Below are 20117 nucleotides of genomic sequence, written 5' to 3'. Positions count from 1 at the left end.
ATAAACTAATCTTGATAGAGTTCTTTAATCTCACGGAGTCTTTCTGTAAATGTTTTTAAGTCTTCATCTGCAACGGCCAAAGATATGCGGATATAATCTTCGGCTCGGGACCCGAAAGGTTTCCCCGGCGTTGCAAGAATAGACTGTTCTTTCAGCAGGTACTGAACAAAACTTTCGCCGTTAAAACCTGAGGGGACTTTTATCCACCCGAAAATGCCGCCCTGAATCGGCTCTATTGGGATATTTAAATCCAGCAACGCTTTATTAATAAAATTTTTACGCTTTTTGAATATTTCATTCTGTTCAGGAATCAAAGTATCTGCATTGTCGAGCGCCGCTGTTGCCGCGTCCTGAGTAACACCGAAAACCCCTGCATTCGTATGATCCTGAAACTTATTAATACTTTCTATCATCTCTTTATTCCCGGCTGCAAAACCGATTCTGTAGCCGGACATATTAAATCCTTTCGACAGCGAATAAATTTCCATCGATACTTCAAAGTCCGGATCACTTTGTAAAATGCTCGGGTGAAGACCGTCATAGCCGAAAGCAGCATATGCAAAATCATGAACAATCTGTGTTTTTGTGCCTTTGAACCGTTTAATCACATCATCAAAAAATGATTTATCTGCGGCTGCCCCGAGCGGATTGGATGGATAGTTTAAGTAAATAAGGTCCGTTTCTTTAAGTTCTGCTTCGAGCGAATCAAAGTCAGGAAGATAATTGTTTTCTCTAAGGAGCGGCATATCGATCAGCCTTGCCTGCGAGAGTTCCACAGCAGTAATATAATCTGCGTAACCGGGATTCGGCAGCATCACGCCTGCACCGGGATTGATATGAGCGAGCGGAAAGTTAACCAGTGCATTTTTCGTGCCGAACAAGATGGCTATATTTTCATCTTCAAGGTCTACATCGTAAGTTCTTTTATAAAATCGCTTTATGCTGTCTTTTAGTTCCGGCTTGCCGCGAAATGCGCCGTATTTTTGATTTTCTACTTTATCAACAGCTTCTTTAACTGCATCGGTAATGACTTCAGGCGTCTGTCCATCGGGAATACCGACTGCAAGATTTAAGAGCGGCTTATCGCCGACTTCGAGCTCTGCATTCATCATACTGCTGAAATAGCTGGGACTTAATGATTTTAAAAGTTCGCTTGCCATTTATTCATCCTCCTCCGGTTTGTCGAATCCTTTAAAGTCAGCATCAATCACTTCGTTAAATTCCTCCGACCCTACAGCCTTGATTAAATCTTCTTCCAGTTTCGTTCCGGCATCATCGCCGTTAATTACAATTTGATTTCTAAAGTATTCATTCATGTTTTCAAGGGCAAGGGCATCGGAAAGCTTCATATCACTTGCGAGCGCAAAGTTGCCCGGGACAAGCGACAGGCCGATTTGGTCAACGCTTCTCGGCAGCTGGCCGGCGTCCTGATAAATAAACTCGAGATTTTTTTTATTATTTATAATGTCTGCTTCATCGATAGCAAACATATCTGCGTCGTCACTGATGGTAATCAGCCCCGCGTCCTGCAGTGTTAAAAAACCGCGGCTGGAGTTGACTGGATCTAAAGGCAATGCTACTTCACTGCCGGAAGCAATATCTTCCAGCGAACTGAATTCACTGCTGTAAAGCCCCATGGGTGCCGTCGGCACCTGAATGATATTTTTTAAATCAGCATCATTTTCTTCATTATAACTGTCCATGAACAGGACGTTCTGAAAGAGATTGGCATCGAGGTCGCCATTTGAAAGCGCGTTATTCGGCTGAATATAATCGCTGTATTCAACGATTTCGACCGTATAACCGTTCTCTTCCAAGACGGGTTTTAAGGCAAAAGATGCCATATCTGCAAATGGTCCGCTCGATGCACCAATGGTAATCACTTCACCCTCGTCTTCATATAGAAGTATGCTAGTGCCGGCTATAACGGCTAAAGTGCCAATTAAAAATATTATAATTCCGCGCATTATTTCTCCTCCGTTCTGTTAGAGATAAAGTCTCCAGCCCACTGGACAATCTGCACGATAACAACGAGGACGACTACTGTCACAATCATCGTCAGCGTGTCATATCGGTAATAGCCGTAACGGATTGCAAGGTCGCCGACCCCGCCTCCGCCTACAACACCCGCAGTTGCACTGAAGGCGATAATTGAAATTATCGTCAGTGTGATTGCCTGCGCGATGCTTTTCTTCGCTTCCGGCAGCAGCACATCCGTAACGATTAAATAAAGCGGAGCACCGCCTGCAATACTCGCTTCGATTACACCGTCTTTTACACTGTTAAAACTGGATTCAACGAGACGTGCAAACAGCGGCACTGCTGCAATTGACAGAGCAACACTTGCAAAAACCGGGCCGTGTGAAGCATTAACGAGCCAGGTCGCAAACGGCATAATCGCCACAATCAGAATAATAAAAGGAAACGACCTGATAATATTCACAAGCCAGCCGAGCACGCTGTTTAAAGGTTTAATTTTAAACAGCAGCGGATGCTGCGTAATGTAAAGCAGAATACCGAGCGGCAGCCCGATTAACACTGCAAAAAATATTGAAATAGAAACCATCAGCGCTGTCTCGAGCAAAGCACGGTACAGCAACGGCCAAAGCTGGCTGAAATTATCCAATGTAACCCACCCTTTCGATTCCCGTTGTTTTATCGATATGTGTTTTAAGACGTTCTATTTCCTGAGCATCTCCGGATACTTGAAACATTAAAAAGCCGAGCGGTTTTTCTTTAATATATTCAATTCTTCCGTTGAGAATGCTTATATTCAAATCAAAATTCCTGTACAGCTGATTTAAATAATTCTCCTCGGCGTTTTCACTTAAAAACTGAATGGTAATAACTTGATTACCCGGCGTTTCTTTAATTTGCGACGGGATTTCAAAGTTATATATCTCCTGAACGAAATCTTTCGTAATTTCTTCTTTAGGATGACTGAACACGCTGTACGTTTCGCCGCTTTCAATAATTTCACCGCCGGACATTACGCCTACCCGATCTGCAATTTCTTTAATAACTTCCATTTCGTGAGTAATAATCACAATGGTAATACCGAGAGTTTTGTTGATATTTTTCAGCAAGTTTAAAATACTTTTCGTCGTATCCGGATCAAGCGCACTCGTCGCTTCGTCACATAAGAGAATATCCGGGTTATTGGCAAGTGCTCTCGCGATACCGACACGCTGTTTTTGCCCGCCGCTTAAATTTGATGCATTGATAGATGATTTATCGTTTAAACCAACGAGTTTCAGTAACTCTTCAATTCTTGCGGGCACATCTTTTTTACTGTATTTGCTCGCTTTCAGTACAAATTCTATATTCTCATAAACTGTCTTTGACTCGATTAAGTTAAACTGCTGGAAAATCATGCCGATTTTCTGCCGGCGAATCCTGAGAGCCTTTGGTGTCAGTTCGGTAAGATTATCTTCTCCAACGATGACAGAACCTGCCGAAGGTTTCTCAAGCAGATTAATCAGTCTTAAAAGAGTACTTTTCCCGACCCCGGAATAACCGATTAGACCGTAAATTTCACCGGTTTCGACCTTCAGGGATGTCGGCTTTAATGCCTCAACACTTCTGCCTTTTAAATGATACGTTTTTGAAACGTTATTCAGCTGAATGCTCATGAATTCCCTCCTCTATGTAATAAAAAAAACCATTTATCTAAATAGACAAATGGCGATGTGTGATTATCTTCCAAGCCTCTGCCTGCAGGAATTAGCACAGTACTTAAAAGCCTGCTGCTGAGACTTCCCAGGGCCTGATCCCTCCGTCTCTCTGGATAATTTCTTATTTAATTGTATTTCATACTAGTCTAACCAGAATTAATTGTCAAACAATTTTTAATAATTTCTAATCAGCCCGCTGCTACAGTACCTTTATATGTAAACCTGCCGCGGCAGTGTCTGCATATATACCGTTTATCGTAACCTTTAACCCTTTTCGTAAACTCGTAGCTGCATTTTCTGCACTCATATAAATAGGCCTGCCCCTTGTATTTATAGCTCCGGGTTTTGGCAATGCCGAGGCGTTCCAGCGTCTCCGTAAATTCACGATCCGAATCTCTGTAAGGTTTCTTTAGTGTGTACAGTGCATAATGAACACATTCGTGGTAGAGCACATCGAGAATGATTTCCCTGGAGTTATTAACGAGAAAAGTGTGGGACATAACAATTTCTTTCGAAACAACCTGCTTCTTCTGATATTTTATTTGAAACACGCCGAGCTTAGATTTCATTCTTTTTGATATTCTGATTGGAATTTCGAGTGTGAGTCCGAAATTTTCAGCGAGAAATTTACGGGCACAGCTGTGTAATTCATCACTGTTCATAATATGTTCACCTTCTTAGTGTTTAAATAGCCTTAAAAAAGGCAACAAAAAAAGGGAGATCCAAAGTCTCCCTAACAGATAAATAATATAATATGATATCTAGGCCAAAGGCACTATCGAAGAACGACTTAGTTAATGATATGAAGAGTATAGCTTTAACTTTTGTTTGTGCGTTCTGTTATGTATTTCTTAATATATTCTCATTATATTTTAATGTTCAAAACATTTCAAGCCTATCAGCGAATTTCTTTTACTTTGTAACGTGTTTGTAATAAACGTAGTAAAATTTCCATGAAATTATTTCTCTTTAGTGTAATTATTGACTATTACCTTTAAAATAGCAAATTATTAACTGAAATATATGCGGAAATATTTCAACTTAATTTTCGGCAGCTGCAAGGACAATATGCATATCCACCGTAATTTCTTTATTCCCCTTATCCGCAAATCTCTCTATCTGAGCTGTATCTGCATGCCAGCCGAGCGGTGTCATGGAGATTAAATCTTTCAGTGCAGCAGCGTCAAGAAATTTCGTATAAGTTATCCGTTCTTCTTTCACAAGCCTAACATTCTTCTTCATTAATTCAAGTGTATCATTGTTTTCATATTCTTTCCCGTCTGTATCGCTGAACAACTCCCTGCGGAGTTCTTTTAAATACCCGCTGCCCGGGATCACTTTTATAATTATACCGTCTTCAGCTAAAATCCTTTTAAATTCAGAGTAATTTGCAGGCGATAAAAAATTCAGTATGAATTTGCAGGACTTGTCACTAAGCGGCGGGTTCGCAAGATCTCCAACAATCCACAATGGATTTCCGTAATTTTTCGCCGCCATTAAGATACCCTCTTTTGAAATGTCCAGGCCGATACCCGTCAATGTTTCTGTATTTACTTTATCAAGTATCGTCTGCAAATGAGACCCTTCGCCGGAACCCGCGTCAAACAGCAGTGAATCTTCTGCTGAATGTTTTATTATTATATCTGCAATTTTATTGTGTACCGGTTCATATAATTTTTCATCACAGATTATTTTTTGACGCGCATTAAATAATGCATCATCGTACTGGGTACCCACAGACTTTTTAAGAATATTTACATAGCCCTGCTTGGCGAAATCAAAAGTGTGATTATTGACGCAGACCAGACTTTTCAGCTCTCTCACTTCCACAGGTTCATGACAAAGCGGACATCTTAATTTTCTGCTTATATTTTGTGCAGTCATTGCACTCTTTTCTCTTTTTTTCATTTAAAATCCCTGCCTGAACTTATATTAAAATAAAAATATTACCACGCCGACTGTGAAGAAGACCAGACCGATAATCGCGGGAATAAACGCCGCTACTGTCTGTACCTTTGTGCCGCCGATTAAACAGCGCTTTGGTTTTTCCGGGTCGTACAAAACAATCAGTTCATATCCTATCGGGTAACCATTGTTAATCGACCCGTGAGCGGTCACATTTTTCTTTCTTCTGTAAATGACGCCGCCTGCTTCATATTCAATAACCGGATAAAGGTTATTATCGCTGCCCTGCACTTTATCGACAACCTTCCCTGTCGTTTCTGCGGTACATTTTCGTTTTTTTACTGCGACTCCGAAAACATAAATTATCAGTGATATTAAAATCATAAAAAGTCCTACGGACCCGAAAATCACAGTTAAAATCTGCTGGTCTGACATAACGACACTCCTGTTGAATTTCCATTATAGTTTCAAGGAATAATTATATCACAGGATAATGTTAAGGATTGTAAAAATAAATGCAGCTGTTTAAAATACATGTTATCTTTTACATAAGACTACATGCCTAGGAGAAATTAATGAACAAACTCAGAATATTGTTAGAAATATTTTTGGTATCGACAAGACTCGGTTTAACATCCTTCGGCGGCCCGACAGCCCACCTCGGTTATTTCCATGCTGAATATGTTGAAAGAAAAAAGTGGATGAGTGAAAAAAGCTATGCGGATTTAGTCGCACTCTCACAATTTCTGCCGGGACCTGCATCGAGCCAGGTCGGTATCGGTGTCGGTGTAATGCGAGGCGGTGTGCTCGGCGGACTGACATCATTTATCGGTTTTACCCTACCCTCTGTTATAGTATTGATGATTTTTGCTTCCCTGATGACAACTTTTGATATCAGCGAAGCAGGTTGGATACACGGTTTGAAAATTGTTGCCGTTGTTATCGTACTCCACGCGATTATGGGAATGAGTAAAAATCTCACACCGGATATAGAAAGAAAAGTAATCGCACTCTTTGCACTGGTCGCGACTCTGCTCTTTCAATCGGTGTTTACCCAGGTCGGTGTTATTCTGATTGCAGCGGTCATCGGTTTTATTCTTTTTAAAAATCATGAAGCAGATGATAATAAAAAAGCGCCGACTTTCCCTATCAGGAAAAGTTTTTCTGCGGTCTGTTTAGCACTATTTTTCGTACTGTTATTTGCCTTACCTGCTCTTCGTGAATTAACCGGCTCATACTGGATCGCAGTAGTAGACAGTTTCTACCGGTCAGGCTCGCTTGTATTCGGTGGTGGACATGTTGTACTTCCGCTTTTAGAGCAGGAACTCGTTCCAATGGGATGGATTTCTGCAGAAGAATTTCTTGCAGGCTATGGTGCAACGCAGGCTGTACCTGGCCCATTATTCACTTTCGCCGCTTATCTCGGAACAGTAATGAACGGCTGGATTGGCGGACTTGTTGCAACTGCGGCAATCTTCCTTCCCGCTTTCCTCTTAATATTAGGAGCCTTGCCCTTCTGGGATATGCTCCGTAATAACGAAAAAGTTAAAGGCGCAGTTATGGGCGTTAACGCTGCAGTAATTGGAATTTTAATTTCGGCACTTTACACACCAATCTGGACAAGTTCTATACTCGAGCCGGTTCACTTCGCATTGGCAGCAATCCTCTTCGTGATGCTGGTCTACTTCAAACTTCCGCCGTGGGTTATTGTAGTAACCGGCGCTATCGGCGGAATGCTGATCGGATTACTGTAAACATTAATCAAAGCAGCTGCATATTATGCGGCTGCTTTTTATATATGCTGGTTGATTGAAAGAAAGTAGGATTGGAGCAGCCTACGGACGTTGTCAATTCAACAACGTACTTACAAGTCACTTCATGTACTTTGTTAATTCAACAACGTACTTACAAGGTGCTTCATGTACTTTGTCAATTCAACAACGTACTTACAAGTCGCTTCATGTACTTTGTTAATTCAACAACGTACTTACAAGTCACTACATGTACTTTGTCAATTTAACAACGTACTTACAAGTTGCTTCATGTACTTTAAACTGGACCCCATAAACTGGACACGCGAAGTTCTTGTTTAAAAATATATAGACATCTGTCCCTTTGTCCGTTTTACTTGTAGACATCAGTGCCTTCAGTGTTCTGATATCTGGACAGACAGGCTCAGATGATTAATTTAAAAGACAGGAGCTCATCATGATGCAAGAATTGAATCCATCAGAACTTTCGACATTACGCCAGTCCCCTTACGTGGAACATGTCACGCCAAAGAAAATTATTTATGGTGCAGTGTTTGAACGGGAATACCACCGTTTGATTGAAACAGGATACTCAATAGAGGAGAGCTTTGAATTTCTGGGATTAGACCCAAAGATTCTTGGCAAAGACAGAATGAAGGCGTATCACAGACGGTACAACCACCGTCTGGCCAATGATTTAATGCATATTCCTCAAGCAGCCGGTCAACCTTTGACTGTCTCACAGGAATTGGAAGCCAAGACCCACCGGATTAAGTTATTGGAACAGGAGCTCGAATTTCTAAAAAAAAAGATGCAGCTGACACACCAATACAAACAGCTGAAGGACTCAAACAATACTACTTCAGATTAATATATGAGACTGTCAATGCACCGGGGTCAGCGATCGAAGTCAAGGTATTGACCCAGCTCTGCGGCGTGTCCAGAAGTGGCTACTACAATTGGGTGAAACATACCCGGGTCAACCATGATATCCGAGAAGAAAAGGACCGAAAAGACTTCAATCTCATTTTGGATGTGTACAAATACAAAGGCTATGATAAAGGGTATCGTGTCATTCATATGATGCTTTTAAATCGAGGTGTATTAATGAATCCGAAGAAAATCCTTCGGCTCATGCAGAAATATAATCTTCAAGCTAAGATTCGACGGCCCAAACCGCAGAGCATTCATTTGAAAGCGACCCATAACGCCAAAGTCATGCCGAATCATGTCAGACGGGAATTTAGAGCTTATGGACCGAGAAAGATATTACTGACAGATATTTCCTATTTGCCTTACGCTCAAAAACAGACAGCCTATTTAAGCACCATAAAGGATGCATATACTAATGAAATCTTGGCATATACTGTGTCTGAATCTTTGGCCCTGGATTTTGTCGTAGACTGTGTGAATCAACTCGAGTCTGATCACGGAATTAAACACTCCACAGAAACGGTGATTCATTCCGATCAAGGCTCTCATTACACTAGTATTAAATTTCGAGAATTGGCGAATACGGATCGATATATTCAATCCATGTCCAGACGCGGGAACTGTTGGGATAACGCACCGCAAGAATCATTTTTTGGTCATATGAAAGATCATTTAAATTTATCCGAACTGAATACATTTGAACAAGTTAAAACGGCCATTGCTGGAATCATCCACTATTACAACAATGACCGTCCTCAATGGAAATTAGCTAAGCTAACTCCAGTTCAATTTTATCAATATTTTACTACAGGTGTCTATCCACATGAACATCTTGTGACGCCACCGACATTGCCCGAGATTAGAAAGCTTGAGCTTAAAATATAAGTATATTTTAAGCTCAAAGAACCCAAAAGGGACTTCCCGTGTCCTTGACAAGGGGTTCACTTTACTTTGTCATTTTAACAACGTACTTACAAGTCGCTCCATGGACTTTGTCTTTTCAACAACGTACTTACAAGTCGCTCCATGGACTTTGTCATTTCAACAACGTACTTACAAGTCGCTCCATGGACTTTGTCATTTCAACAACGTACTTACCCCAGTATCTTCCTCGCACCATTCACAATTTCTTCTATTATTTCAGCTGCCGGCTGCTCTTTTACAACAGAGCGCAGATTCTGTCCTGTCCACAGCGACATATACTCGCTGTCACTATATACAGCTGCTGCACCCCTGATACTTTTAGTCGCAGCATTCTGATACGGATACGCCAGCGGTTCAATATTAAATTCTTCTATAAATTTATTGAGTATTCCGCGTGCCGGTCTTCCGGAAAACACTTTGGTGACAACCGTCTCATCTTCTTTACTGGCAAAAAGTTTTTGCTTATAAGCTCTATGAATGCCTGCTTCTTCACTCGATAAAAATCGCGTGCCTATCTGAACACCTGCAGCCCCGAGAACAAGTGCAGCTGCGAGGCTTCTGCTGTCATTAACTCCACCTGCTGCAGCTACGGGGATATTCACTTTATCTCTGACCTGAGGGACTAAAGAAAATGTCCCGATATCTGCTCCATTTTCATGACGGGTTAAATCAAAAGTTCCTCTGTGACCGCCTGCATCTGAGCCCTGAGCAACAATAATATCTGCACCGCTCTTTTCGGCAAGTACAGCTTCTTCAACTGTCGTTATCATCGCCGTAATTTTCATGCCTGCGTCTTTAGCTTCTTTTACTTTATCTTCCGAGAGGAGACCGAAAGCTGTACTGATTACCGGTACTTTTTCTTCTATTAATATTCTAAACTGCTCATTAAAATAATCAGTTGTATTAAACTGAATATCCGCTTCGCTCACATCAAGATCCTTGCCAATTTTAAGCAGTTCAGTCATCACTGCTTCTTTCTTTTCAGCATCCAGGTCTGCAGAATTGTCCACACAAAATAAATTCACAGCAAACGGTTTATCTGTTAATTTTCTAATATCGTTAATTGCCTGCCTGATATCTTCCGGCTTCATATATGCAGCTCCCAGTGTGCCGAGACCGCCAGCCTTGCTCACTTCCGCAATCAGTTCCGGCGTTGTTGCTCCCCCAGCCATTCCCGCCTGGATAATTGGATATTTAATATTTAAAACATCACAGATTTCAGTTTTTAAATTAATCATTCTACCGCCCCTATCTGTAAATTGATTTATAACAATCGTAACTTAATACACAGAAGCTCAATGGCAGATATTATTCCGGTGTTTTCGAGGAATTCATGCCTGTCACAATGTCCATAATATTATAATCGACAATCCGCGGATATTTGCCGTCAAGAGCTGCAATTTCTTCCATATCAGCTTTATCAAGTGAAAAATCATGAACATCAAGATTTTCTTCCATGCGTTCTTTGCGAACCGATTTTGGAATAATGATAATCCCCTGCTCAAGATGCCATCTTAAAATAACCTGAGCAACAGTCTTATTATATTTATCCGCGATTTTCTTCAACATTTCATCTTTTAGAATATCATGTTTCGCTTCAGCGAGCGGTCCCCATGATTCAACTTTCACTCCGTACTCTTGCATTACTTTTTGAGCTTCTTTTTGTTGCAGGAAAGGATGAAGCTCAATCTGATTTACTGCCGGAACGACTTCATTATTAATTATTAAATCTACGAGACGTGTTGAATCAAAGTTCGACACACCGATTGCTTTAATTTTACCTTCTTTATAAAGTTCTTCCATAGCACGCCATGAGCCGTAATAATCTCCGAGCGGCTGATGTATTAAATACAAATCAAGGTAGTCTGTTCCTAACTTGTCCAAAGTTTTTGCAAATGCTTTTTTAGCCTTGTCATATCCCTGATCTGCAACCCACAATTTGCTTGTCAGGAAAATTTCTTCACGGGGCACTCCGCTCTTTTTAATTGCATTACCAACGCCTTCTTCATTACCGTAGGTCGCTGCAGTATCTAGACTCCGGTAGCCGGTCTCAAGCGCATCGAGCACACAGCGCTCCGTTTCTTTCGGATCGACTTGGAAAACACCGTAACCTTCAATCGGCATTTCTAAACCATTATTAAATGTTACATGCTGCATATAAATTCCTCCGCTTTAAAATATAATTTAAATCCTCTTTGTTTTTATTATACATATATATTTTTGAACTTAACAGACTGCACTTTTGCTGTTCTGCCAGTTATACTGTTAGTTATCAATTAAATAATGAGAGGTGCATGCAGCAATGAAGGATAATAAAGATATCTTAGATCAAGGTCCATTTTTTCACGGTACAAAAGCAGCATTAAATATTGGGGAGTTTCTGGAACCTGATTACAGGTCTAATTTCCAGAACAAAAAATCTAATTATATTTATTTCACTGCAACATTAGAAGCTGCTAAATGGGGAGCTGAATTGGCGTTATCTGACCATAAAGAAAGAATTTACATCGTAGAACCGACAGGTGAATTTGAAAATGATCCGAATTTGACAGATAAAAGATTTCCCGGCAACCCGACCCGTTCTTACCGGTCACGTTTTCCGCTTAAGATAGTTGCAGAGCTGGGTTCATGGGAGAGGCATACAGAAGAACAGATTAATCATATGCTGTCTTCACTGGAAGAACTGGCTAAGCAGGGCAAAAATATTATATACGATTAATTATTCATTTTCTTCTGATCATGAGTCCGAACATTGCTGACAGGTTTTATCATCTGCTCTACAGGGAAATAAAGAATATTTACACTGATAAAATCTATCAGGAGGGTTTTCATGTCTCATGCGATTTTAACCATTTTCATCTTGTTTTTCCTTTTTCAAATCGGGGTTTTCGCAAAGAAGAAAGGCGAGATGAAAGATACTCATAACTTTGCGCTGCAATGGCCGCTTTACCTTTATATCTTTACCGTTATGATTTCCTTGACTTTAATCTTTGCTGTCATTTACTATATTATGTCATTTTCTTCGCCGATACTAATTGACAGCAATCAGGGGTCTGTGATGAAGGATCATAACTTTGCTGAAATGATTTACTACAGCGGAGTAACTCTCCTGTCTATTGGGTACGGAGACTTGAATCCCATCGGCCCGATTCGTTACATCTCGCTCTTTGAAGGCTTTCTCGGCATCGTTATGCCTACTGTCATATTTATCAGCGAAATTACTAATAAGCATAAGGGAGACTGACTGCCAGTTCCCTTATGCTTATTTATAAAATTATATTTTCACCAGTCCGAGGCATAATATAAGCTGTACTTTTTATAATCGATAAACTTCGCATGATAGAAATCCATAGCTGCCTGATTGATATAAGAATGGTACAGTCTGTCATACTCATAACTGCCGAAAAATGGCCCCGGATATGACGGCAGCAGCAAGTTGGCTTTTTCAGGAGAATAGCGGATTTCATTCAGCCTGAGATATAAATCTGAAATAATATTTTCTTTTAAGAGAATTTTCCCCGGGTTTGAAATATTATAATTTTGTTCAAAGTATCCCTGCAGCGCATTAAATTTTCTGTAGTAGCTGTACTCTATAATTTCTCCTGTCTCAATATCTTCCAGCAGTAAATACATATCCAGTCCCATACTAAGCCCCCATTATATATAATTCATTTCTTTCAGAGAAACATACTTGCCGTCACCGATAATAATATGATCCAGAAAATCCACTCCTATCAAATCACCGCATTCACGCAGTCTTTTTGTGACTTCGATATCTTCTTCTGACGGTGTCGGGTCTCCGCTCGGATGATTATGGACACAGACAAAAGCTGCAGCGCTGCGTTTGACAGCTTCCCGAAATATTTCCCGCGGATGCACAATACTTGTGTTCAGCGAACCGATGAACAAGGTTTTTTCTTCTATGACCATATTTTTGGTCGTTAAATACAGCACGATAAAATGTTCCTGATTGTAATACCTGATTTTCTCCATCAATATATCCGTCACGTCTTTCGGAGACCGGATATACTTATCTTCTTCCCTCGAATGGGTATGCATTCTGACAGCGAGTTCTATAAAAGCAAGTATAGTAACAGCTTTCGCCCTGCCGATGCCGTTAATGGCAGTCAGCTCTTCATAAGTTACATCTCTCAGTTCCCTGATGGATTGTAAATTCTTTAATATTTTACTCGCTAAGCTGATGCTTGATTCATTCCTCTTACCTGTGTTGATTAATATGGCCAGCAGTTCCTGATTCGTTAATTTATCCGGGCCGTAATTAATTAAACGTTCCCGGGGTTTATCGGAATCATGCATTTCTCTTATAAGCAGTTCTCCAGTCATTAAAATCCTCCATAGTATATATCGATAAAATCAGCGTACAGATAAAATGTCGTGATTAAGCTTGCAGCGATGAAGGGGACTAAGGGCACCTTAGTAATACGCGAAGTCTGAAACAAATCCAGAATGATAATCGAAATTCCGCCGATTATATATGTGAATAAAAAGGTGAAGATAAAAAAATCAAAGGGTGTTATTACTGCCAGTACGGAAAACAGCTGAATATCGCCGTAGCCGATTTTTTCCTTAAACAGCATATAGAAAATATGGAGGATCACCACGGTTAAAAGATCAATCCGTACATCCATATATTCAAAACCGGTTAAATATAAGCCGGAAACGAAAAGCAGCATCAGCATATGAACGGGAATAAGGAGCGTATCAAAATCGTAAATTGACAGAGGAATAAGTATGCTGACGAGCAGATAATACAGCAGCATATTATCGTAACTGAGCGGTACGATAAGCGGCATTACAAACAGGAAAATCGTCAGCACTTCCACTATTAAATAATTCAAGGCAACAGGTTTACTGCAATGACTGCAGCGTCCGCGATTTTTTAAATAGCTGATAACCGGAATCAAGTCAGTGACTTTTAAATTTTTTAAACACGAATCACAACGGCTTCTTCTCGTTAAAAAGGAAATACTGTCCGACTGAGTCAATGCGTAAAGGAAAGAGGCGACCAGGCCGCCCGCAATGATAATTAGAGACATATTTAACCTCCAGCTCGTGATAAGCTCAATATAAGCTGCAGCTAAGTTGTTGTAAAATCGCATAAATTTAAAATTTGTATGTATATCTGGACAGTTTTTTCAAGATTGCACCGAAATTAAGTTATTAATGGAAAACTGACTGACAAAAGCATGATTTTCGCAGAAATAGAAAATCTTTTAAAATAGAAAAAATCCGTAATCTAAATGAATAGATTACGGAAATTCCGCTTAACACGCTTTTATATTTTACTCGTAAATACCTTCCGGTACTGTGATACCCTCATCATCATATTCACCATAATCTTCGAGGTCTGATGATACTTCAATATGCAGTTTCTCACCTTCCACTAAGCCTGGTGCAGTTGAAACATAGGCAACATGTGACAGTTCATTCGTTTCTTTATCCACGATACCGACTACAGCATTTTGCTGCTCCGATAATTCAGCATTGGTAAACTCTACGCTGAACAGTCTGCCGAATGTATCATGCAAGACATTTTCAGATCCGATGTTATGAAGATAATAATTCTCATCATCTTCTGAGATATTGATTACATCAGCACTTTCCATAAAGGCGTCATGCAGGTTGGAATACGAACCGTAATAGATTTCTTCTGCTTCAGCCTGTCCTCCGTAATCATTCCACATGCCGTTTTCATACACAAACAGTGAGTCAGGATCAACATAAGCGTAAGGAACAATCGAACTCGTCGCAGGATCGAACATGCCTGAGAATACTTCAAATTCATCCCCTTCATCTATTTCCGCTGTCAGACCTGCCATATCACTATCCGCAGGAAGGTCTGAATTTCCGGCGAAAACGTTAATTACCATAAATGTTTCTGCATAGTAAGTCGCTACATCTTCTTTTGGCATGAGTACTTCTTCAATTGCTGCATCCGATTCGGAAGCGTTCGCCAGCTGTTCTCCGATACCTGAGTTCAATTCAAACATCGAAGTCATTTCAGTACCGTCAAGTCCTGTCAAAGATTCTTCAGAGACATCAAAATTAATATCTCTTGATTCCGATTCAGCACTTTCAGCAGCAGCACTATCTATCGAAGATGAACTTTCAGATGAATCATCTTCCTCCATGCCATCTTCACTGCCGCTCTCTGAATCATCAGTTTCAGTACCTGACTCTTCATCTTCCGCTTCATCATCTCTGTCAGTGTCTTCTCTTGCTCTGTCTTCACCTGTTGTATCTTCTGTTTCATCCGTTGATTCGTCATCTGATGTATCTTCTCCGGAATCTGTGCCCTCGGTATCCGTTTCAGCTTCTTCACCAGAGCCTGTACCTTCTTTGTCTTCTACAGAATTATCCTCGGCATCTTCTTCTGTGCCTTCACTCGGTGCAGTGTTTTCTTCCGCTGGTTCTTCCGTGTCACTGGTTCCGCAGCCCGCTAAAAATAAGAAGCCTGCAAATAACAGCATTAAATATCTGATAAATATCCACTCCTTAAAAGTAAGTATATAATTCATTATAATTTTTACTTTCCCTCAAAATTTCTGAATAAACGGAAAACGGACAAATAAGGACATAAAACCGTCACAACTTATATTTTCTTTAAATTTCAGAATACATAAAATAATTTGTCATTATATTTCCCCAGTGATAAACTATGTTCATATATAAAAAGGGGGATTCACAATGAGTTTAAAAGAAAAGCTTTTCAGTAAACTGGAGTCGAAAGAACAGCAGATGATTGAAACGAGAAGGCATCTTCATGCTAACCCGGAACTTTCATTTAAAGAAGAAAACACAGCGAAGTTTATCGAGGACTTTTATAAAGATAAGGATGTTAAGGTTACTGCAAATGTTGGAAACGGTTACGGAATTATCGTTGAAATCAGCGGCAAGTCACCTGGCAAAACCATCGGTCTCCGCGCCGACTTTGATGCACTGCCGATTCAGGAAGAAGCAGATGTTCCGTTCAAGTCTAAAAATGATGGAGTTATGCACGCCTGCGGACACGACGTACATACCGCTTACCTGCTCCACCTTGGGGAAGCGCTGATTGAATTAAAAGATGAATGGAACGGCACGATAAAACTCATTCATCAGCATGCTGAAGAAGTGCCGCCAGGCGGTGCGAAAAGCATTGTCGAATCAGGCATACTCGATGATCTTGACGAAGTATACGGCATTCATATTTTCCCTATGCTCAATGTTGGAGAGATCGGTCTGATATCCGGCAATTCAATGGCAGGCCGTTCTAATTTTGATTTAACTATCCAAGGTTCCGGCGGACACGGTGCAATGCCGCATACGACACACGATGCTCTAGTTGCGGGAGCTTACTTTGTTGCTGAAGCGCAGACTATCGTTTCCCGCCGCATGGATCCGATGGACTCAGTAGTAGTATCCGTTACTGCATTCGATGCACCGGGCGGCTATAACGTTATCCAGGACAAAGTGACCCTCCGCGGGACTGTTCGTTATCTTAATGAAGAAAATAAGGTGCCTGCATACGAAGCGATGAAGAAAATTGCTGCCGGTATTGAAAGCTCATTTGATGTTGAATGCGACCTGGATTATGTTTACGACTATCCGGTAGCCTACAACCACCCTAAGGAGACACAATATGTGGAAGATATTTTATCAGAAAGTGTCGGTTCTTATATTACTGAGATTACACATCCGAAACCTTCCAGCGGATCTGAAGACTTTGCATATTACACTCAAAAAACACCTGGAACTTTCATCCACGTAGGATCGAAACCTGACGGTGTGGAAAATCCATATCCAAACCATCACCCTAAATTTGAAGTTCATGAAGATTCGCTTTTAATCAGTGCGAAAACTTTAGGAGATGTGGTTTTAGGACGCCTTGAAAGTTAATGTAATTTAAAAACAGAAAGATAAATAAAGGGGTTTGATTACATGTCAGGTATGGATTTTGCCAACTCCCCTGTCGTCTGGATATTTGCTTCCGCGATAGTGGCCTTGGTTATTTTTCAGGCAGTAAAGTTTTTATCATTATCAAAAAAAGCAGCAAGAGATGTGGGCATCAGCGAAACGGATATTAAACGTGCAGTGAAGACCGGAAGTATTACTGCGATCGGTCCTTCAATCGGTATTATCATTGTTGCAGTGTCTTTAATTTCATTAATCGGCAATCCGCTGACTATGATGAGAATCGGTGTTATCGGATCTGCACCGATTGAAAGTATGGGTGCACAGCTGTCGGCACAATCTGCAGGAGCAGCTTTAGCTGGGGATGGTTTTACTCCTGAAATATTTAACCTCGTCGTCTGGACCTTATGTATCGGCGGCGCCGGCTGGATGATTTTCACCTTCTTCGCTACACCGTACTTAAGTAAAATACAGACTAAATTAACAGCTAAACCAAAAGGTGAATACTTAATGGGCATAGTTGCGAGCGGTGCAATGATTGCCGTTTTCGGATCGTTAACCGGCGCTGAAATGATAAAAGGCGCACCTTATATTTTCACGGCAATAGTGGCTGTAATTTCGTCACTTACATTTAACTATATAGCAAATAAAAAAGGAATTAACTGGCTGAAAGAATGGTCATTAGGATTTTCAATACTGATCAGTCTGATCGCAGTTTATTTCTTTATATAAAACGGAGGGGTTTTTATGCAGGAATTTAGAGCAGCCTCTCACAAATGGGGCCGTATTACTTTAGGGTTGGCAATCTTAATATCATTTGCAATGCCTTTATACATTTCGTTTGTTATGGGATTCCATCCCGGATTCTCATTAATTCTTAACAGCTTTCTCGCTTATGCAGCAGTTGTTGCAATCGTCTGGTTTTTAGAACCGATTATGTACTTCCCTGTACTCGGAGTATCCGGTACATATGTTGCATTTTTTACCGGCAACATCTCAAACATGTGCCTACCTGCAGTCGCATCATGCCAGGAAGCAGTCGGTGTTAAAGCGGGTACAGATGAAGGTGAAATTATCGGCACACTTGGAATCAGTGCCGCTTCACTCGTTAACAAAATAATACTGATACCTGTTATACTTGCGGGACTATGGCTCTTAACGGTGATTCCTGAAAGTGTACAGGAAGTATTTCCGTTCGTTCTGCCGGCAATCTTCGGAGCAGTACTCGCACAATTTGCAGGTAAATTCCCGCTTTACGGAGTGCTCGCACTCGGTGTCGGAATACTCGTAAATATGTCGCCGCTGCCGCTGTTCACAAAAAATGTTTTATGTATCATCATCTTAGTTGCGATTATGCTGACTGTAAATAAAATGAAAAATAAAGAAGCATAGTATTATTAAAAACCATCCGGAATCTCTGTGATTCCGGATTTTTCATGTGATAAATTTGTCCGGGTAGGACGGCGATCTCGTGTTGTACTTGTACATACCATAATGCACCATTCCCAGCAGTCCCTCCCCTCATCCCAATCCCAAAAAAGCGGCACCCTAAAAAGAGTACCGCTTACTTCAAAATATATTATTGCAATCTGTTAATTACTGCTTCTGCAACCCCTTCAGCTGATGCCGGGTTCTGTCCGGTAATAAAGCTGCCGCTTGAAACGACATTTTCTTCGCCCGCTTCGCCTTTTACGAAACCTGCGCCGTTTTCTTCAAGTTTTGTCTGCAGCATAAACGGCATATCTTCTGATAAATTCACTGCGTCTTCTTCAGCATTTGTAAATGCAGTCAGTTTAACACCGTCTACTAAATATTTGCCGTCCTTAGTTTTTGCATCGGCAAAAGCTGCCGGTCCGTGACATACAGCACTGATAATTCTGCCGTTGTCTTTAAAGTAGGCCATAATATTTTGAATATCTGGATCTCCCGGGAAGTCAAACATTGCCCCGTGTCCGCCTGCTAAGAATATCGCATCATACCCTTCATATACCAGGTCTCCGATACGCGGCGTTTTCTGAAGGAGTTTCGTCACTTCAGTGAATTTCTCATCATCATTCCCATTCTCGACAGAGTTCGGGTCAATCGGAACATCTCCGCCTTTCGGTGATGCTATATCAACTTTAAAACCTGCACCTTGAAATGCGATATAAGGTTCTGCTGCTTCAGACAGCCACAGACCTGTCGGCTTATCTTTGTTGCCTGCGATTGTGTCAGCATTTGTTACCATAATTAATACAGATTTAGTCATATTAATATCCACTCTCCTTTTAAATTGTTTACCCTAAAGATCAAGATATTAATCTCAGTTTAATTAAAAAGAAGCACCAAACTGATATTTCAGCCGGCGCTCATAAAAATTTTATTTATTCTTCATTATTCTGTTCAACCAGTTTTTCTACATCAGATACAATTTCCGCCTGAGGGAATTTAGTATCGCCTGAATCTACACCGGAATAGTCTTTAATGATTGTACCGTCTGCATCAATCAGATAGAAAGCAGTACCGTGGGTGACCTGGTTGCTGCCTTTTGGCGGCGGTGCGACAATGGTTTTAAAGTTATCTTCTGCGAATCCTCTAATAAACTCATAGTCATATCCTGTAAGAAATTGCCATTCTGTATTTTCCGGTATATCATACCAGCCTGCGTATTCCGTTAATACTTCAGGTGTATCGACTTCAGGGTCAACAGAGAAGCTCATTACTCCATAGTTCTCGAGGCCCTTTTCATCCAGTTCCTGTGTGACCTGAGTCATATTTTGAGTCATCGGCGGGCAGACAGTCGCACAGTTCGTAAAGATAAAGCTGAGGAGCCATACTTTACCATCCATATCTTCTCTAGTGAACGTTTCATCATTCTGATTCGTCACTTCGAAGTCCTGTACTTCATCACCGTACCGGCTCATCGGCTCTACTGCGCCTGCACTGCATGCTGATAAAAACATCAGTGAAGCCAAAACCGCGATTAACCACTTTTTCAAGTGTGTCCCCTCCTATATTTCATCTTACTACCAATGTT

General features: G+C 40.8%; 23 protein-coding genes and 1 riboswitch. Of the genes, 8 read left to right on the top strand and 15 right to left on the bottom strand.

The genetic code is table 11. The features are described 5' to 3' along the window. Positions 1-5: 5 nt before the first annotated feature. From MHH58_RS05535 to MHH58_RS05505, 7 genes are all read right to left on the bottom strand, one after another. The gene (locus tag MHH58_RS05535; RefSeq protein ID WP_135096545.1) at positions 6-1160 is read right to left on the bottom strand and encodes an aminotransferase class I/II-fold pyridoxal phosphate-dependent enzyme; all 1155 of its coding nucleotides are present in this window, start codon (positions 1158-1160) and stop codon (positions 6-8) included. Then, entirely contained in the window at positions 1161-1967 is an 807-nt protein-coding gene (locus MHH58_RS05530) for a MetQ/NlpA family ABC transporter substrate-binding protein (protein ID WP_341345277.1), read from the bottom strand. It lies immediately after the preceding gene. Beyond that, the gene (locus MHH58_RS05525) at positions 1967-2626 is read right to left on the bottom strand and encodes a methionine ABC transporter permease (RefSeq protein WP_341345276.1); all 660 of its coding nucleotides are present in this window, start codon (positions 2624-2626) and stop codon (positions 1967-1969) included. The genes MHH58_RS05530 and MHH58_RS05525 overlap by 1 nt, the downstream gene beginning before the upstream one ends. Beyond that, the gene (locus tag MHH58_RS05520; protein ID WP_341345275.1) at positions 2619-3632 is read right to left on the bottom strand and encodes a methionine ABC transporter ATP-binding protein; all 1014 of its coding nucleotides are present in this window, start codon (positions 3630-3632) and stop codon (positions 2619-2621) included. Before MHH58_RS05520 ends, MHH58_RS05525 begins: the two co-directional genes overlap by 8 nt. Positions 3633-3692: 60 nt before the next feature. Continuing rightward, a riboswitch (SAM riboswitch) is annotated at positions 3693-3794 on the bottom strand. Between the two features lie 68 nt (positions 3795-3862). Next, complete coding sequence (locus MHH58_RS05515) at positions 3863-4336, bottom strand: SprT family zinc-dependent metalloprotease (RefSeq protein ID WP_341345274.1); 474 nt, start codon at positions 4334-4336, stop codon at positions 3863-3865. A gap of 379 nt (positions 4337-4715) precedes the next feature. Beyond that, entirely contained in the window at positions 4716-5582 is an 867-nt protein-coding gene (locus MHH58_RS05510) for a putative RNA methyltransferase (RefSeq protein ID WP_341345273.1), read from the bottom strand. Positions 5583-5606: 24 nt separating this feature from the next. After that, a complete protein-coding gene (locus MHH58_RS05505; protein ID WP_341345272.1) occupies positions 5607-6014 on the bottom strand; it encodes a DUF3592 domain-containing protein in 408 nt (135 codons plus the stop codon). Between the two features lie 140 nt (positions 6015-6154). Here MHH58_RS05505 and MHH58_RS05500 point away from each other — a divergent pair, with 140 nt between their 5' ends. The 3 genes from MHH58_RS05500 to MHH58_RS05490 all read left to right on the top strand — a co-directional run bounded on the left by MHH58_RS05500 (position 6155) and on the right by MHH58_RS05490 (position 9148). Further along, complete coding sequence (locus MHH58_RS05500; protein ID WP_341345271.1) at positions 6155-7333, top strand: chromate transporter; 1179 nt, start codon at positions 6155-6157, stop codon at positions 7331-7333. 454 nt (positions 7334-7787) lie between these two features. Beyond that, complete coding sequence (locus MHH58_RS05495; protein WP_341345270.1) at positions 7788-8201, top strand: HTH domain-containing protein; 414 nt, start codon at positions 7788-7790, stop codon at positions 8199-8201. Then, a complete protein-coding gene (locus MHH58_RS05490; RefSeq protein ID WP_341346092.1) occupies positions 8108-9148 on the top strand; it encodes an IS3 family transposase in 1041 nt (346 codons plus the stop codon). The genes MHH58_RS05495 and MHH58_RS05490 overlap by 94 nt, the downstream gene beginning before the upstream one ends. Positions 9149-9357: 209 nt before the next feature. On the opposite strand, the gene MHH58_RS05485 is transcribed toward MHH58_RS05490, so the two are convergent. Beyond that, on the bottom strand, positions 9358-10455 hold the full coding sequence (locus MHH58_RS05485) for an NAD(P)H-dependent flavin oxidoreductase (protein ID WP_341346091.1): 1098 nt from the start codon (positions 10453-10455) through the stop codon (positions 9358-9360). Between the two features lie 40 nt (positions 10456-10495). Further along, positions 10496-11344 (bottom strand): aldo/keto reductase, encoded by an 849-nt coding sequence (locus MHH58_RS05480; RefSeq protein WP_341345269.1) that lies wholly within the window; start codon positions 11342-11344, stop codon positions 10496-10498. A gap of 145 nt (positions 11345-11489) precedes the next feature. On the opposite strand from MHH58_RS05480, the gene arr reads away from it, so the two are divergent. Both arr and MHH58_RS05470 read left to right on the top strand, forming a co-directional pair. Continuing rightward, positions 11490-11906 carry an NAD(+)--rifampin ADP-ribosyltransferase gene (arr, locus tag MHH58_RS05475; RefSeq protein WP_135096527.1) on the top strand — a complete coding sequence of 139 codons (417 nt, stop codon included), beginning with the start codon at positions 11490-11492 and terminating at the stop codon, positions 11904-11906. 111 nt (positions 11907-12017) lie between these two features. Further along, positions 12018-12431 (top strand): ion channel, encoded by a 414-nt coding sequence (locus MHH58_RS05470; protein ID WP_135096525.1) that lies wholly within the window; start codon positions 12018-12020, stop codon positions 12429-12431. 38 nt (positions 12432-12469) lie between these two features. On the opposite strand, the gene MHH58_RS05465 is transcribed toward MHH58_RS05470, so the two are convergent. The 4 genes from MHH58_RS05465 to MHH58_RS05450 form a co-directional block, all read right to left on the bottom strand. Beyond that, positions 12470-12832, bottom strand: coding sequence for a hypothetical protein (locus MHH58_RS05465; protein ID WP_135096523.1), 363 nt, complete (start codon positions 12830-12832; stop codon positions 12470-12472). A gap of 12 nt (positions 12833-12844) precedes the next feature. Then, a complete protein-coding gene (gene radC / locus MHH58_RS05460; RefSeq protein ID WP_341345268.1) occupies positions 12845-13531 on the bottom strand; it encodes a RadC family protein in 687 nt (228 codons plus the stop codon). After that, a complete protein-coding gene (locus MHH58_RS05455) occupies positions 13531-14244 on the bottom strand; it encodes a prepilin peptidase (protein WP_341345267.1) in 714 nt (237 codons plus the stop codon). Before MHH58_RS05455 ends, radC begins: the two co-directional genes overlap by 1 nt. Positions 14245-14490: 246 nt before the next feature. After that, the gene (locus MHH58_RS05450; RefSeq protein ID WP_341345266.1) at positions 14491-15726 is read right to left on the bottom strand and encodes a hypothetical protein; all 1236 of its coding nucleotides are present in this window, start codon (positions 15724-15726) and stop codon (positions 14491-14493) included. 169 nt (positions 15727-15895) lie between these two features. On the opposite strand from MHH58_RS05450, the gene MHH58_RS05445 reads away from it, so the two are divergent. Genes MHH58_RS05445 through MHH58_RS05435 form a run of 3 tightly spaced genes read left to right on the top strand, consistent with a single transcriptional unit; the run spans position 15896 to position 18493 of the window. Next, positions 15896-17086, top strand: a complete 1191-nt coding sequence (locus MHH58_RS05445; protein ID WP_341345265.1) for an amidohydrolase — start codon at positions 15896-15898, stop codon at positions 17084-17086. 42 nt (positions 17087-17128) lie between these two features. Then, positions 17129-17833 (top strand): DUF5058 family protein, encoded by a 705-nt coding sequence (locus MHH58_RS05440; RefSeq protein ID WP_135096513.1) that lies wholly within the window; start codon positions 17129-17131, stop codon positions 17831-17833. A gap of 15 nt (positions 17834-17848) precedes the next feature. After that, positions 17849-18493: a small-conductance mechanosensitive channel gene (locus tag MHH58_RS05435; RefSeq protein WP_341345264.1), complete on the top strand. Its 645-nt coding sequence runs from the start codon at positions 17849-17851 to the stop codon at positions 18491-18493. Between the two features lie 187 nt (positions 18494-18680). On the opposite strand, the gene MHH58_RS05430 is transcribed toward MHH58_RS05435, so the two are convergent. Continuing rightward, entirely contained in the window at positions 18681-19349 is a 669-nt protein-coding gene (locus MHH58_RS05430) for a type 1 glutamine amidotransferase domain-containing protein (RefSeq protein ID WP_341345263.1), read from the bottom strand. Positions 19350-19464: 115 nt separating this feature from the next. Further along, a complete protein-coding gene (locus MHH58_RS05425) occupies positions 19465-20079 on the bottom strand; it encodes an SCO family protein (RefSeq protein WP_341345262.1) in 615 nt (204 codons plus the stop codon). Between the last annotated feature and the right edge of the window lie 38 nt (positions 20080-20117).

It is taken from the genome of Jeotgalicoccus sp. FSL K6-3177 (assembly GCF_038050175.1).
In the GTDB taxonomy this organism is placed as follows: Bacteria; Bacillota; Bacilli; order Staphylococcales; family Salinicoccaceae; genus Jeotgalicoccus; species Jeotgalicoccus nanhaiensis.
This window is presented reverse-complemented; position numbering and strand designations above follow the sequence as displayed.